Source organism: Microcoleus sp. CAWBG58 (assembly GCF_020883045.1).
In the GTDB taxonomy this organism is placed as follows: domain Bacteria; phylum Cyanobacteriota; class Cyanobacteriia; order Cyanobacteriales; family Microcoleaceae; genus Microcoleus.
Genome location: NZ_JAHRFA010000041.1, coordinates 1 through 16,105, shown reverse-complemented (window position 1 = coordinate 16,105; position 16,105 = coordinate 1). Strand labels below are relative to the sequence as shown.

General features: G+C 46.2%; 13 protein-coding genes. 8 read left to right on the top strand and 5 right to left on the bottom strand.

The genetic code is table 11. The annotated features are described in order from the left end of the window. Window positions 1-52: 52 nt before the first annotated feature. The 3 genes from QZ918_RS18790 to QZ918_RS18780 all read right to left on the bottom strand — a co-directional run bounded on the left by QZ918_RS18790 (window position 53) and on the right by QZ918_RS18780 (window position 9,264). Window positions 53-2,671 carry a CHAT domain-containing protein gene (locus QZ918_RS18790; protein WP_293337555.1) on the bottom strand — a complete coding sequence of 873 codons (2,619 nt, stop codon included), beginning with the start codon at window positions 2,669-2,671 and terminating at the stop codon, window positions 53-55. Between the two features lie 502 nt (window positions 2,672-3,173). Beyond that, complete coding sequence (locus QZ918_RS18785) at window positions 3,174-6,137, bottom strand: two-partner secretion domain-containing protein (RefSeq protein WP_293337553.1); 2,964 nt, start codon at window positions 6,135-6,137, stop codon at window positions 3,174-3,176. A gap of 220 nt (window positions 6,138-6,357) precedes the next feature. After that, window positions 6,358-9,264, bottom strand: a complete 2,907-nt coding sequence (locus QZ918_RS18780; RefSeq protein WP_293337551.1) for a beta strand repeat-containing protein — start codon at window positions 9,262-9,264, stop codon at window positions 6,358-6,360. Between the two features lie 411 nt (window positions 9,265-9,675). Between QZ918_RS18780 and QZ918_RS18775 the strand changes: the two genes are divergently transcribed. From QZ918_RS18775 to QZ918_RS18740, 8 genes are all read left to right on the top strand, one after another. Beyond that, entirely contained in the window at window positions 9,676-9,921 is a 246-nt protein-coding gene (locus tag QZ918_RS18775; RefSeq protein ID WP_293337549.1) for a hypothetical protein, read from the top strand. A 24-nt stretch (window positions 9,922-9,945) separates the two neighbouring features. Continuing rightward, entirely contained in the window at window positions 9,946-10,161 is a 216-nt protein-coding gene (locus tag QZ918_RS18770; RefSeq protein ID WP_293337547.1) for a hypothetical protein, read from the top strand. 77 nt (window positions 10,162-10,238) lie between these two features. Further along, window positions 10,239-10,529 carry a hypothetical protein gene (locus tag QZ918_RS18765; RefSeq protein ID WP_293337545.1) on the top strand — a complete coding sequence of 97 codons (291 nt, stop codon included), beginning with the start codon at window positions 10,239-10,241 and terminating at the stop codon, window positions 10,527-10,529. Next, a complete protein-coding gene (locus QZ918_RS18760; RefSeq protein WP_293337543.1) occupies window positions 10,507-10,872 on the top strand; it encodes a clan AA aspartic protease in 366 nt (121 codons plus the stop codon). The genes QZ918_RS18765 and QZ918_RS18760 overlap by 23 nt, the downstream gene beginning before the upstream one ends. Window positions 10,873-10,936: 64 nt before the next feature. After that, the gene (locus QZ918_RS18755; protein WP_293337541.1) at window positions 10,937-11,266 is read left to right on the top strand and encodes a DUF433 domain-containing protein; all 330 of its coding nucleotides are present in this window, start codon (window positions 10,937-10,939) and stop codon (window positions 11,264-11,266) included. An 83-nt stretch (window positions 11,267-11,349) separates the two neighbouring features. Next, complete coding sequence (locus QZ918_RS18750) at window positions 11,350-11,580, top strand: DUF433 domain-containing protein (RefSeq protein ID WP_293337539.1); 231 nt, start codon at window positions 11,350-11,352, stop codon at window positions 11,578-11,580. Continuing rightward, complete coding sequence (locus QZ918_RS18745; RefSeq protein ID WP_293337537.1) at window positions 11,577-11,909, top strand: DUF5615 family PIN-like protein; 333 nt, start codon at window positions 11,577-11,579, stop codon at window positions 11,907-11,909. Before QZ918_RS18750 ends, QZ918_RS18745 begins: the two co-directional genes overlap by 4 nt. Before the next feature lie 263 nt (window positions 11,910-12,172). Next, complete coding sequence (locus tag QZ918_RS18740; protein WP_293337535.1) at window positions 12,173-13,090, top strand: potassium channel family protein; 918 nt, start codon at window positions 12,173-12,175, stop codon at window positions 13,088-13,090. 254 nt (window positions 13,091-13,344) lie between these two features. Here QZ918_RS18740 and QZ918_RS18735 read toward each other — a convergent pair whose 3' ends face one another. Together QZ918_RS18735 and QZ918_RS18730 are read right to left on the bottom strand one after the other, a co-directional pair. After that, entirely contained in the window at window positions 13,345-15,582 is a 2,238-nt protein-coding gene (locus tag QZ918_RS18735) for a ShlB/FhaC/HecB family hemolysin secretion/activation protein (RefSeq protein ID WP_293337533.1), read from the bottom strand. A gap of 126 nt (window positions 15,583-15,708) precedes the next feature. Then, the gene (locus tag QZ918_RS18730; protein ID WP_293337531.1) at window positions 15,709-15,864 is read right to left on the bottom strand and encodes a hypothetical protein; all 156 of its coding nucleotides are present in this window, start codon (window positions 15,862-15,864) and stop codon (window positions 15,709-15,711) included. Window positions 15,865-16,105: the final 241 nt, after the last annotated feature.

Sequence of the window (16,105 nt, the reverse complement as noted above, 5' to 3'; positions counted from 1 at the left end):
AGGAAAGAGGGCTCGCATCCCAACAACGTACCTTGGACGGCCAACTGTCAACTTATTGCCAATTCCCTACTAGCACGAAAGGCGCCCAGAAATAAGGATTTTGATACTCTTCGTTTTGCAGCAGGGTTAATTGAGCGTTGCGGAGGGCTTCAGCTTTGCTGGCTTTAGAACCACCAAGCTGGCGGTAAAACTCAGTCATAAAAATAGCGGTAGATTCGTCGTTTACTTGCCAAAGGGTGGCGACTGTGCTGCGAGCACCCGATCGAATTGCGGCGCCAGCTAAACCCAATGCGGCCCGGTTATCGCCGGAAGCAGTTTCGCAAGCACTCAACACCAAAAGCTCGATCGGCTGTTGTTTCTCCCCACTGCGCGATCGCAAAAGTCGATCGAACTCCTTAACATTTACCCGATCGTCCCAAGTCACAATAAAAGTATCCGCCGCATTCGAGCTAAACTGACCGTGAGTTGCCAAATGGACGATCGGGTAAGAGAAAGCTTTAATGCGATCGTGCAACTGCGCGCTGACAAAATCTTGATTCAGCAGCGCACTCGCCGGCATCTGGGCTGAAATCTGTTCGAGTTCCTCTTTCACCCCCGGCAAAGCCGAGAAGCCTTGACGCGATTCCGACAAGCCACCTGTTAGCACTTTTAACTTTACTTGGCTCAGCGGTTTCGGTGCCAGCAATTGCAGTCCAGGGGCCAAAGCAATACTGTATTTTTCTACCAAAAACTTTTCGCCATCGTGCAGCACTGCCATCGGTAGATTTCGCAAGTAACCATCGAGCACAAATACCAGCGTTTTAATCCCGCTGGCAGTCAAATCGGCTTCTGCGGGGCGGATTAACCAGTCGTAAACCTGTTGAACAGGTGGGAACCTGTCGCGCACAAAAGCAGAAGGCCTGATGGTATTTTTGGCTAGTCTGAAGGCTGTTTCTAATTCGGCTTGAGACTTCTTAGTCGTATAGCGGCGCAGAGGCTTGCCGGGAATTGACAAAATTACCTCCAAACGATCGCTCAAAATAATTGGGTAAATCACCGCCGCCGTCGGATCGATTTCCTCGATCGACTTTGGTTTAGCATCAGCACAAGCATCCCGAAAAAAGTTATCCAATTCCGCCAACTGCAAAGATTCCACAATTTGGCGAGCCTGTTTTAACTTATCTTGAGTGGGCGATTCATCTTGCAACAGCAGCCCGACTAATTCCCGATAAACTGGTTCGGCACTTTCGCGAAACGAAAATTGCACTTCGGGATTCACTGTCACCAAATCGCCGCGCAGAGAAGACAATACATTTACAGCTTGAGTATATTGAACGATCGCCCCTTCTGTATTCCCCTGAGCTTGCCGAATCCGTCCGAGTTGCCACAATAATTGATAGGCAATATCGGGAGATTGAAACGCCGGTGCTAAACTCAAAGCTTCAAGAGTCAAAGTTTCAGCCATAGAATGCTGTTGTTTGAGTTCGTAAACCTTTCCCCTAGCTCCTAAAATATAAGCTTGTATTCGTTTGTCTCCCAAACGGTTTGCCGATTCCCCAGCCAAGGAAAGCATTCGATCGATATCGCTCAAACCTGGAGTACCGATTGGTAATTTATCCAATTTCATCAAGGTCTGTGCTAGATTAATTTGAGCGTAAATCCCCGCACGATTGGAGGGAAATTGAGCGACTTGAGGCTCAAGAGAACGCCACAAAATCTTTGCTTCCGAGGCATTTTGGCTATCTGCAAATAGGCTCAATTGATTCAACCTCGCCTGCATCCCGATAGTTGATTTCCCCGGCATTGCCTCTGCGGCTCTAGCATAATATTCTAAGGCGGAGCGTTCCAAATCAGTCCGCTTTTCGATATTCAAACCCGGTTTATTGCTTTTAGCCCGGGCTGTGTTTCCCAAATTCAAATAAATTGCAGCCTCTTCTTGTCGGACACCTATGTTTCGGGCTGCTTCCATTCCCGCTGACAGCAAATCGTCGGAGCGTTCCAGTTGTCCCAAAACCCGCAGCACCCTGGCTAAAGCATTAATTGCCCGAATACTTTCTAAGGAAACAGATATATTTTTCAAACTTAGTAAGCCTGCGGGCAAAACTTCACAGGTTTTGTTTTCCAGGTTCAAAGAACCTAACAATATTTTGCAAGCTCTGGGGTAAAGTCCGAGAGTTTCCCAAGCTCGACTTTGATTGATTTGAACTTGCAAAAGTTGATTTTTGCTATCAATTTGCTCGAAAATTTTAGCAGCTTGCGTCCAAATGTCGATCGCATCTTGAGTCTGCCCCCGCTCGAGTTTAATTTGTCCTTGAATGTTGAGAGTTTCCGCCCAAATCCGCTGCTGTTGGGGAGTTTTGGGTTGCGCCCGCACCACCGACAAACTCGAATTCACAGCTTGTTCTGCTTGTTCCCAAAGCGTTAATTGCCCGTAGGTGGCAGCTAAATTGCTCAAAGCCGCCGCGCGATCTAGATTTTGACCTTTTACCTCAAATTCCGCCACCGCTTGCTGCAACAGCGGTACAGCTTCAGAAAAACGTTCCGAAGCGTACAGAGTTCGAGCTTGTCGAACAAGCTGCACCGCTCGTGGTGACTGCATCTGAGCAACTGCGGGAGGAATCGCCACCGATAGCAGACAGGATATCAGAAATAAGAGAATTGCTTGTCGGAGCGATCGGGTAAATTTCATCATAAAGAACTTTTAGGAAGAGAGTGGGAGAGTGGGAGAGTCGGAAATAGGGCATTAAAATACAATAGGTTTGGGTTATAATTGTCATTGCGAGGAACGAAGCAATCCCAGAATCTATTTTTCACATTGATTTTACTCTCTTGGCGGTCTGCTCTGCATTGTATTGCATTAAAATATACCATTTAAATTCAGTACACTTTACACTATTTAGGATTAGAAATTAAATAATTTACACTCTTGAAAGTGGGATGGGCGTCTCGCCCGTTCTTTCTGGACGGGCGGGACGCCCATCCCACAAGAACCATCAATCTGTAAGTTATTTAATTCTGATTAGATATCTTGCAAAAATCATTTTTATCAATTGATGAGATGGGTTCTTCGGCCCATCCCACAAAAAACAAATATTGTGGGATGGGCATCTTGCCCGTCCTCATTATTGTTGCAAGAGGTCTATTCCTTACTAATCACTAATTAATCAGGGTTGATCCGCCGTAAAAACATCTTGTCAGCGCGACGGACAAAGAGAATTCGATCGAGGATTGCGAGACTCAGCAGCATTACCTGGATTGTATCCAACCAGTGTCACCTCCCCTCGGGCATTCACCACCCAACCGCGCGCGGCAACAACTTCCCGAGCTATTTTTTCTCCTTCTTCCCTCCTGATTTCTTCCGACTTCCCTGCGACTGCTTCTTCCCTTATGAATTCTGACTTCTGACTCCTTTGTTGCTCTTCTATTTCTATCCACGGAAATGGTGTTTCTGCGCTAGCCAGAGAATCATTGGGGCTGGGCGGCACTCCTCCCCGACCAGTAACGGTAAACTCGTTATCGGCTCCTGCAACGCAGGGATTTGCCACAATCAATGCAGCCGGATTCACCACATTTTGCGGCAATTCTACTAAACCTTGAGCGGGATTCACCCCCGAAGAACTAAATGTAACTGTACCTTGCAAAGCCGGGCCTGCACTTTGGGAAATCGCGGCGATGTCGCTGCTTGTAAGCAGAGATGTTGGACTGACTTGCAAAGCTGCAAATTGCGCGTCAGTGAGATTCAACCTGTTTCTGACTTGTTCCCGGCCGACTGCTGCAAAGCCCAAGACATTCGGGACATTAACATTGACGCGGCCGCCGCCTGCGGTGCGGGCGTTGGCTGTGATGTCGCTGTTTTCTTGGGGAAGGGCCAGCAAAGTATTGCTATTAATATTGATATTGCCACCTTCAGAAGTACCCGCATCGGTGGTAATTCGACTCCCGCGGCGCAATTGGATGTCTCGTGCTTGCAGGTTAATATTTGCTCCGACACCGGATGCACTTCTGCCATCAATGCTGCCTTTGTTATCGAGGTCGATCGCATTTGCGACAATATTAATATTACCAGCCCGCCCGGTTCCCAAAGCTTGCACCGTCACATTGCCTTCATTCCGGACAATCAATCGATCGACATTTAGGTTCACCGAACCTGCATTTGCCGTAGCATTGGGATTATCACCCGTCGCCTTGCCAACGGAAGCATCAATAGAACTGTTAAAACTAGGATTACCCAAACTACCATTTACTTCGATGCGATCGGCATTAATCGTAATATCCCCCACGTTTCCTTTACCCGCAGAATTAGAAGAAATGAAGCCCCCATCCCGCAGAATCAGGTTTCGCGTGTCAATGCGGATATCCCCGGCCCGGCTAGAACTAATTGTTCCAGAGGAAAAAGCACTAGCAACTTGATTCCCATTTGTCAAAACTTCAGAAATACCTGCAATTTCTACTGATTCGCTAGCCCTAACAGTTAAGTTTCCTCCGGGCCCCCCATTCGTAGAGAAGATAACTCCGCCAACCGAAACACCGCTGCCCAAGGTGAACGCGGAGCCCCCAGAAAGACTCAGCCGTTTTGTATCGACAGTGATATCTCCCGCCTTTCCGGTAGAGCCGATGGTAAGCGTGCTGATGCCACTTGCGACAGCAGTTTGAGAAATGGTGTTCGACAATTGTACCGATTCAGCAGCTTTAATTGTGATATTTCCCGATCGGGCAGCGTTGTAGCTAGTGCTAGCGAGAATAGCACCATCCCGCAGGATCAATCTTTCGACATCAACGGTGATATTTCCTGCCGCACCGGTACTCCCTTTAGTTGTTGCGTTGTTGCTCCCAGAACCCTGCATCTCAAAAGTATTAGCACGGATGCTTAAATTTCCACCATTTCCGGCACCAAAAGCTATGCTGCCAAATATTGCCCCATCCCGCATCAGCAGGCGTCCAGTATCGATTTTAATGTCTCCGGCTGCTCCAGGGCCAGCAGTAGCATTAAGCAACACAAAGTTCGGAGCTAATGGGTCGATTAGTCCCGATACCAGATATTTAACTACACTCTGTTGAAAGCCCTCAATTCCCTGCCCGCTGATTTCTATTGCATCAGCAGCGCGCAAATTGATATTACCTCCAGCACCATCTCCTAAAGTAAAAGTAGACAATTGCGTGCCATTTTTTACTTGCAATTTGTTGGCGTCTATATCAATACCTTTGCCGTCGATATTTCCGAAGGTAAACGCATATATTCGTGCAGCATCAATCCCGATATTTCCACCTTTTAACTCAACTCTACCCCCACCTGTTCCACTCGTGTTAATCAGCGTACCGTTGGATATTTGAATATTCCCAAAGTTTTGAATCTTGCTATAATTTAAACTTAAACTCCCCTGCTGTGAACTCGATGTCAGTGCCAAATCTACTAAACCGGGACTAGCTACGCTACCGAGCAAAATTTGTCCGCCGCTCGCGGTTAAATTGCCACCTGGGATTTGGATGTCGCCGCCAATCAGTGCTAAAGTTTGACCCTTGTCTACTGCTAAGCCTACTCTTTCTGTAATCGGAATCGGTACGGGAGATGTTGCGGGGAGATTGACTGTTCCTGTAGCCGTGGATTGATTGACAATTGTACCGGGATTGTCTCTAAATCTCAGACCAACTGGAATATTAACTGTTAACAGCGGGGATGTTTGCCCTGTGGTGCTGCTAAATTCAAAGCCATTATTAAATACAATACTCTCAGCCGTTGAAGCGATGAATGAACCGCGCAAATCTAAGCTTGCATTGGGGCCGAAAATAAGTCCTCTGGGATTGATTAAAAATAAGTTGGCATTACCTTGGACTCCGAGGGTTCCTAAAATATTTGAGGGTTGCCCGCCCGTGACGCGGGTGAAAATGTTAGAAATATTGCTGGGATTTGCAAAATAAGCTCCCTCTCCAATTTTTATATTGAATTCTCGGAAACTGTGAAATAGATTAGAGCCGCGAGTTGCGCCGCCAGTGATTCGCTCTGATGGTAAGTTGTTGATTGTATCCGGTACCAGGCGAGAACTTTCGGCACCTAAAGTGCTGTCGGGGACGATTTGGGCGATCGCACTTTCTGCAAACAGACACAGGTAAAAGAATGCAAATAATATCAGGTTCCGTCGATTGACGGCAACAAGAAGCAAGGTTCGTAGTGCGGACTTTAGTCCGCTCTTATTCTGCGGACTAAAGTCCGCACTACAAACCTTTTTAATGTAAATCAGTCTTGAACTATAGTATTTGTCTCGGTCTTGGAGTTCATTAATTTGGCAAATCTGCCATAAGTAGAGATATTGGAAAATCATAATCAACCTATTGTTAGCTAACATTCGGTCATAAAATTTCTAGCATTTGCCCTATTTGTAGTTATCGAGGCTGACAAACAGAATCAGGACGCCTCGTGCGCTGTGGAAATTGACCCGCAGCTTCCGCAGCCACCAGCGTAACTTCCCCTTTCTCATTCATCACCCAACCTTGAGTAGGAACAATTTCCCGATCGCGAATTTCCGCGAATTCCGTTCTGACTTCTGACTTCTGACTCCTTTGTTGCTCTTCTATTTCTATCCACGGAAATGGTGTTTCTGCGCTAGCCAGAGAATCATTGGGGCTGGGCGGCACTCCCCCCCGACCAGTAACAGTAAACTCGTTATCGGCTCCTTCAATGCAGGGATTTGCTGCAATTAATGCAGCCGGATTCACCACATTTTGCGGCAATTCTACCAAACCTTGAGCGGGATTCACCCCAGAAGAACTAAAAGTAACAGTACCTTGCAAAGCTGGGCCTGCACTTTGAGAAATCGCGGCGATGTCGCTACTTTTAAGCAGAGATGTTGGACTGACTTGCAAAGCTGCAAATTGCGCGTCAGTGAGATTCAACCTGCTTCTGACTTGTTCGCGGCCCGCTGCTGTAAAGCCAAAAACACTGGGAACATTGACATTGACGCGGCCGCCGCCTGCGGTGCGGGCGTTGGCGGTGATGTCGCTATTTTCTTGGGGGAGGGCGACTAGAATCTGGCTGTTGAGATTGATGTTGCCGCCGTCGGAATTGCCTGCATCGGTAGTAATCCGGCTGCCGCGCCGCAAGGAGATGCTTTGTGCTTGCAGGTTAATATTTGCACCCGTACCGGATACAGTTGTGCCGTCAATGCTGCTTTTGGTGTCAAGGGAAATTGCATCTGCGACAACATTGATATTACCAGCCCGTCCGGTTCCCCTAGCCTGCACCGTGACTGTAGCGCCATCGCGAACGATTAATTGACGGGTATTAAGATTCAGCTCGCCAGCATTTGCCGTCGGGTTGGGACTATTAATCGGGAACCGGCTGCCGACAGAAGCATCAATTGAACTGACAGATAAACCGTTATTGCTGATGCCACTAACTTCAATGCGATCGGCATTAATAGTAACATCACCTCCATGTCCAGCACCAAAAGATCTCGTAGAAATTAGCCCCCCATCCCGCACCACCAACCTCGGCGTATCGACGCGGATATTCCCGCCCCGACTTGAACTCAAAGTTGCAGAACTCAGCGCACTATCAGTGCGATTCCCGCTAGTCAAAACAGGAGAAATTCCTGTAATTTCCACTGACTCGCTGGCCCTAACTGTTAAGTTTCCCGCCGGCCCGCCGTTCCTAGAAAACAGAAAGCCCACTAATATACCTGTTCCTAATGTAAAAGCAGAACCGTCCTCAAGGCGCAAGCGCTTGGTATCAACCGTAATATCCCCTGCTCTGCCGCTAGAACCGATACTGAGAGTGCTGATTCCAGTTGATATAGCAGTTCTGCTACTGGAGTTGGAAAGTTCTACCGATTCAGCAGCTTTTACAGTGATATTTCCCGACGGCCCGTTACTGTAACTCGTGCTGCCGAGAAGGGAACCATCGCGCATAATTAACCGCCCAACATCAAGGTTGATGCTTCCTCCGGCACCGCTACTATCTTTAGCTGTGGCGTTGTTGACTCCAGAACTCGCAATTTCAAAAGTGTTGGCGCGGATATTCAGATTGCCGCCATTTCCAGCACCAAAAGTAATCCCGCTACCTACTACCCCATCGCGCATCAGCAGCCGTCCGGTATCGATGTTGACGCTTCCCCCATTTCCAGCGCCAGCAGTACCGTTAAAAAACATAAACTTAGGGTCGTAGGGGTCAACTGTTCCTGATATGAGATATTTAATTACAATTTGTTGAAAGCCATCAATTCCCTGCCCGCTCATTTCTACCGAATCAGCAGCGCGCAAATTGATATTACCTCCAGCACCATCTCCTAGAGTAAAAGTAGAAAATTGCGTCCCGTTTTGCACTTGCAACTTTTGGGCATCTATCTCAATACCTTTTCCATCAATATTTCCGAAGGTGATCGCATATATTCGTGCAGCATTGATGCCGATATTTCCACCTTTGAGTTCTACTCTACCGCCACCTATTCCACTCGTGTTAATCAGCGTACCGTTGGATATTTGAATATTCCCAAAGTTTTGAATCTTGCTATAATTTAAACTTAAACTCCCCTGCTGTGAACTCGATGTCAGTGCCAAATCTACTAAACCGGGACTAGCTACGCTACCGAGCAAAATTTGTCCGCCGCTCGCGGTTAAATTGCCACCTGGGATTTGGATGTCGCCGCCAATCAGTGCTAAAGTTTGACCCTTGTCTACTGCTAAGCCTACTCTTTCTGTAATCGGAATCGGTACGGGAGATGTTGCGGGGAGATTGACTGTTCCTGTAGCCGTGGATTGATTGACAATTGTACCGGGATTGTCTCTAAATCTCAGACCAACTGGAATATTAACTGTTAACAGCGGGGATGTTTGCCCTGTGGTGCTGCTAAATTCAAAGCCATTATTAAATACAATACTCTCAGCCGTTGAAGCGATGAATGAACCGCGCAAATCTAAGCTTGCATTGGGGCCGAAGACAATTCCTTTCGGATTGATTAAAAATAAGTTGGCATTGCCTTGGACTCCGAGGGTTCCTAAAATATTTGAGGGTTGCCCGCCCGTGACGCGGGTGAAAATGTTATTAATTCCGCTGGGATTTTCAAAATAAGCTCCCTCTCCACTTTTGATGTTGAAGGAGCGGAAACTGTGAAAGAGATTGGAGCCGCGAGTTGCGCCGCCAGTGATTCGCTCTGAGGGTAAGTTGTTGATTGTATCCGTTACAAGGCGCGAACTTTCGGCACCTAAAGTGCTGTCGGGTACGATTTGGGCGAAGGTTTTTGAGGGAAATAGGAATAAGAAAACAAAAAACAGGGCGGAAGATAGACGAGACATAGCTGAAATCCTGTTATATAAATCATATCGTTTCCGGTTCCATCATAATTATATAGTTGGATCGTAGAGCGTGGGAGTATCCCCAATCACTATCCAAATAGCGATCGAGACGCGATCGCCAGTTAATAAAATTTGACCGTCAGTGCTAAAGATGTGAAAAATTTATCGAAGGTTTTGAATGTAATATCGTTGACCGTTGCATCGGAATGATTTAACCACAGAGAACACAGAGAACACAGAGGAAGATAAGAGAGATGAATACAGGACGATGCTACCGGATTTGATATAACTCAGAGGAGAAAGAGTCATGAGTTTGAATGAGTTACTGGGATCGGATCTAATTCTACCTGGTCATGGAGAACGCAATCGTTCATACTAGATGGTAGACACCTGCAATCTTAGGAGCCGTCTATGTTGCTACAAGAAGTCAAGGAGCACGTCTTTAAACTGCCACCGAGCGATCGCCTTGCGTTAGTCAGTGCCATCATTGAGTCCTTACAAGATCGGCCTGTTGCCAGGGGCGATCGTTCTGGTGCGATTCAGCGGATGCGAGGCTTACTAAAGACAGACCAACCCGCACCGACAGATGAGGAAGTGGCTGCAATGTTGGAAGCGCGACGCCGATTGTTTGGATATGACTCGCTATCCTTTAGATAGGAAGGATTAATTAGGAAAACTCAAATGGCAATTAACACTTCTTTAGAGGAACGGCTTGCAGCAGTGGAAACAGCGATCGCCCAGTTGCAAAAGCAAATTGTGGCTCCTCAACCGACAAATTGGTTGCAACAAATTATCGGGTCTTTCAAAGATGAACCTGCCTTTGAGGAGCTACTTGCCTATGGACGAGGGATTCGCCAAGGGGATGAGTTTTTCCTCAAAGCCGAAGATAAGCTATGAAATATTTACTGGATACCGATCATCTGATTTACAGGGTAGAATCAAGAGGAAATATAGTAGAGACTAGGAGTCAACCTATGCAAGCGATCCTGTTAAGCAGCGAAGAAGTTGCGAAACGTGCCAATCTACTGTACGAAAGCAAAATTCGTCAAAAGGTTGAGACAGACGGAAATATAGGCAAAATGGTTATCATCGACATTGAGACCGGTGACTATGAGGTTGATGAAATGGGTATTCAAGCTGCGCGCAATCTCTATGCAAAGCACCCGTATGCAAGACTATTTGGGATTCGTATCGGCTACAATGTAGCGGCTTCTTTAGGTGGTGTCATGGAGCGTGTGAGTAGTGATTTCCGGTATAGTAACTGATAGAAATGCGATCGTCACCTTGACATTTCTCCTGGTGAACGGCGCAACTTTCCCGATCGAGTTTGTTGTAGATACAGGTTTTACCGATCGCATTTGTCTACCGCCAGAAGCAGTAAATTTACTGAGGCTGCCGTTTTTGTACAATCTGTCTGCGAACTTGGCAGATAATAGTTCCGTTTCTCTGGCAGTTCATCAAGCGACAATCTTTTGGGATGGAGTGGAGCGAGATGTTCGTGTATTGGCTACAGGGCGACGACCTCTGATTGGAACTGCCTTGTTGAATGAACAAGAACTGGTGATTCAGCTCACAGAGGGTGGTTTTGTGACGATCGATGAGTTATAAATGCCATTATTCCAAACGGCTAGGAAGATTTGCTACTATTAGAATATAGAATTTGAAGATGCTTATGACACTGACAATCGTAGCTGAACCTGCTCCTTTAAATGCAAATGAAGATGGTGTGATTCTCGTCGGAAAAACTCGCGTTACATTAGATACTGTAATCGCTGTCTTTCAGCAGGGTGCGACCGCAGAGGAAACAGTTTATCGCTATCCGTCTCTGAATCTAGCTGACGTTTATGCCACGATCGCCTTCTATCTCAAGCACGAATCGGAAGTAGAATCGTACTTGCAACAGCGACGGCAGCAATCGCAAGAGATTCGTGCTATTAATCAAGCAAAATTCGACCCACAAGGCTTGCGCGATCGCCTGCTTGCCCGCAGAACAGTGCAATAACCATGTTAAAATTTCTTGCTGATGAAAACTTCGATAAATCGCTTTGAAGCGATTGTACCCGAATTAATACGATAATTCTAACTATGAACTACCGAAACCACATTACGATCGAACCCAATAAACGCGGTGGTAAGCCTTGTGTACGCGGCTTGCGAATTACGGTTTATGAAGTGCTTGAGTACCTGGCTTCCGAGATGACCGAAACAGAAATTCTCGACGATTTTCCCGATCTGACGCGAGAAGATTTAAAAGCCTGTATTGCTTATGCTGCTGACCGTGAGCGTCGGTTTATGACCGCCCCATTATCCGCATGAAATTACTTTTTGATGAAAACTTGTCGCCCAACTTGCCGAATCGTTTGAGCGATCTTTTTCCAAATTCGCTTCACGTTAGAGATGTGGGCATGAAAGCAACGATCGACCCAATAGTTTGGGATTATGCAAAAGATAATAATTTGATGATTGTCTCGAAAGACGCGGATATGCACGACCTGAGTTTGGTATTTGGAAACCCACCAAAAGTTATTTGGCTTCGCCTTGGAAACTGTTCGACATTGCAAGTTGAAAATTTGCTACGTCGGGATTTTAACGCGATCGAATTATTTTATGAAGACGAGAATTTATCGCTGCTTGCTTTATCATAGTGCACCGAGCGCCCCATTGTTCGATCGACTCTAAATGCTCTCTAATCTAAAATCTAATAAAGATAGCTTTTTTCAGTGCTGCGGCTTAAGTGCTTGAGTCGAATCGTGCGGCGAACTCGATCTAGGAAAGGAGATTCTGATGGGGAGTAAGAAGGGGTTGACATACATCCTTGAGCTGGCGTATTATTCGACTATATGCAGTATTGTACCGCAACTGCGATACAATTATAAGTTAGCTGGACATTGAAGAACAGGGCATAGAGATGTTTAAAGGTTTATTTACCCGTATCACAAGCCAGAAGCCACATATCTATGCGATTATCTATCTACTATTGATTCCAATTTTTGCACTTCTGTTTTGTTTTTTGCCTGGATTAGAAATCAAATATACAGAAAATTCTCCTAAAATTATTCAAAGCATATATTTTAGTGTCGTCACGATTACAACACTTGGATATGGCGACATAACTCCTCAAAATTCCTACGCTCAACTATTGGCTGCTTCAGAAGCAATTTTTGGGGTAGTTGTTATTGGATTATTTCTTAATTCTCTGTCACACAACCTCAGTTTATTGTCACAAGAAGCTGAAAAAAGGAAGGAAATCCACAAAAGATATAAGGATGAAGTTCTGAAATTACAGGGTTACGATCGGCTCGTACAGCTAAACATTGATTATTATTTGAAATACACAATCCCAGTTACGACTCCAATTTCAGATCGCAATAGTGAAAAAGTCAATAGAGATTTTTCGTTTAACGATATGCAAGACTTGTTTAAGACAACTTTGAAATTTACTGACAATCAATTTAAACCAGCAATAAACTACTACTTCAAAAGCCAGGTAGAACTTCAAGCATCGGTAAAAGAATTAATTTGCAATGTAAATGTAAGATATTGGCCTGACTTAGAAGAACTTTGTCTGAACTTTTTGAGAAATTGTAAGACTTTGGATTTTAGTGAACATATCTTAAATCAGCCTAACACTTGTCTAGGGGATGAAAAAGGTTCAGAATTTGATGAGGAGATGATTAAAAATCACACAGGAGAAGTCAAATATCTCAAAAGCAATGCTATTAATCCCTATGTTGCATTGTTTTATTTGATTAAAGGAAACCTTGAATTTATCGATAAGTATCAAGCTCAAGTAAGTGAAATAGTAAAAGGCTCTGAAAGGCGTTAAAATTAATTAGTGAAATTTCCCAATCTAAAAAATAACTTCAACTTACCTTCTATGGTGGCCCCAGCTAACAATCCCGTTGCACACCGACCGTATAAAGTTGGTTGGTTGATTCCAAAAGGCTGTTAGCGCCGGGTGAACTGGGCCGTTATCTCGTAAACGCTGCCTGACTTTGGAGATGATTCGGAATCTCGATCGAGAGTGTCAAATCAAAGCCCCCAACGCTTTCAATGTCGCTTTTCAATTCGTCAATCAATTTAAAACGGAAAATAATTAATCCGAAAATAGATGCCTTTTTCTTGGAAAGTTCGATCGCCCCCTCTGACACTTATCAAAGGAATACCATAATCTAGGCGCGCATTAAATCGATCGCCCATTTGCCAAATTACGCCCACACCCGCACCCAGCAGTTTGTCAGACTCAGCATTCGCTTTTTCTCCTGAATTGTTCCAGCCTACCCCAAAATCCACAAACGGAGCGACTTGCAACAATCCTTTGACTTTCGGCACGCGCCACACCGGGATTCGCACCTCCGCAGATGCGATCGCACCGCTATCAGTTAACAGCAAATCTTGCCGGTATCCGCGCACGCTTTGCACGCCGCCAATCCCGATTTGTTCGAGGGAAAGCAGCGGGCGATCGGCGAATTGAATGTCGGAACGCACTATTAGTAAGGTTTCCGGTGCTAGCAACCGCACGTACTGCGCTTGGCCTCGCCACGCTAGGAAGCGACTGTCAGGGCCGCTATCGTTCTCAGTAGCACCCAAAAAATTGGTACCGATGGAAAACTGCGATCGCGCTGCGATCACTTGTTGGGTATTCCGCTGCACGTATTCTTGAAAAAACCGCACCGCCGAAACCCGCGTTTCGCCGCGCTCGTTTGCTCCCGCCGACAGTGCAAATCTTTCTCCCAACAGGAATGTATCGCTTTCTTGCCGCGAAAAAGTTACTCCCACAGCCAAAGTGCGATCGGGCTTTTCGACGATCGGCTGGCGGTAAGTTAACTCGTAAGTCCGCGATTTCCCCTCAATTTCCGCAGCATCAAACGGTTCCTCGATGACGTTTGTACTCGCAGCACTCGCAGCAAATCGAATCGTGCCGTTGCGCGCGTTGACGGGGACTGTGTAGCTGCCGTTGAATTCGTTGCTGCCATCGGTGTTAGCGTAGGATAGCTCTAATCCGTCGCCCAAACCGAGCAAATTCGCTTGGTTGATGCGGATACCGCGCCGAAAACTGCCGACGCTGGGCGATCGATTGTTGTCTAGAAAAACTTCGCCGCTGAAGCTGTCTGCTTCTTTAATCCGCACTTCCAAACGGCTGTTTTCCGGGCGGCTTCCAGCTTGCAATTCTGCCGAAATGTTGGCAATTAACGGGTCGAGTTGCAGCATTTGCAAAGCTTCCAGCAGGCGATCGCGATTCAATGGCCGTCTGGTGACACGTTCTAGGCGCGATCGCACGTAATTGGCATTTAAACGTTTGTTTCCACTAATCGCAATTTCATCCAATCCGCCTTCGACAATCCGAATTTTCACCACACCTCCTTCTCGGGGAAAGGTTTGGTTGGCGGGAATTACAGCCCCGGAATTGATGTATCCTGCTGCTACGTATTTTTGAGTCACTGCCCCTTCTGCTGCGATCAGTTCGGCAAAGGTGATGTCCCGCCCCGCAAACTGTTGCGTAACTTCTGCGAGTTCGCGATCGCTAAAAGCTGTGTTTCCCTCAAATTCAAAGCGCAAAACCCGAATTGTACCCGGAATCCCCGGCTTCTCGTCGCTGGGAACGGGTGTCAGCGGGGTTGGTTGGAGGGGAGGCGGTGGCGGAGGTTGCGGTGCTCTTGGCGCAGGTAATTCCGGCTCTCTCGGTTGAATAGGGTTGGGCAGTTGGCTGATATCAATTCCGGTTGCACTGTCAGGTGATGTTGACTGTTGACTGTTGGCTGTTGGCTGTTGGCTGTTGGCTGTTGGCTGTTGGCTGTTGGCTGTTGACTGTTGACTGTTGACTGTTGACTGTTTAAATAATTCCGATGCAACCGGAAACGATATGATATTGCGATCGTAGAGTGCTGTCTCGCTTTCCGATGTCACGGGATTTGAGATCGGTTGCGAATCTCGATCGGCATCCAAACCGATTTTTTTGACCCTAATATTTTCTTTTAGCTTTCGATCTCGGTTAGAAAGCTGAGTTTCTCCAGCATTGGTGTCTAATGTGCGATCGACAGAATTGCCAGCTTCTGGCTGTAAATCGGGAGTTTCCGCAGGTAGAATTAATGCCAAAGTCGATCGATCGGAATCGGTGGCGGGCAAGTCTTCGCGGGTGTCAAAATTCGTGTCGTTGGTTCGTAAAGGTCGATCGGCTCCGCTATTGACTGTTGCCAAATCCTCAACAGTTGAACTCAAATTTTCAACGTTGCTCGCGGATGTTTTCGCCGGTTTTCCCAACCAAACTAAGCCAAAGATTCCAGCAATTAAAAATATTTTTTGCGATCTACAGTTCATATGATATAATTACTATTTCGATAGATTTGGGTGGAAATATTTTAAGGAACCAGCGCACCCTAAACTAACAATTAATCTTAACCGAAAAAAAGGCAACACCGGGCGCTGCCAAGAATTTCCCAACGGCTAAAAACCAAAAGGTCGATCGACCTTTTGGTTCCTCCGCCAAAACTTACGCAGCAACCGGATGCAGATCCGCAAAAATATCGTGTAAGTCGATCGCAGATTCTCAAAAAAAATCTGTTTGGGCGATCGTAAAACCTGCGATTTCCAAGCCCTCATACAAGCAGAATAGCCTTAGAACGCACCAGTAGCAAGAAACCAGGTTTTTTCACAGTAATCAAAAGATTGTAGCCTGCACAACCAAAAAATCGAGTTTTTCATAGATCGTGCGTCAAGGTTTGTAGTGAGGACTTTAGTCGAATGGCACTGAAAAAGTGACCAAAAAAAAATCTGTAAGGCAAGATATACATAGATAGTTGCCTTACAAACCAAAATATCTTTCTCCATTATGCCAAATCGT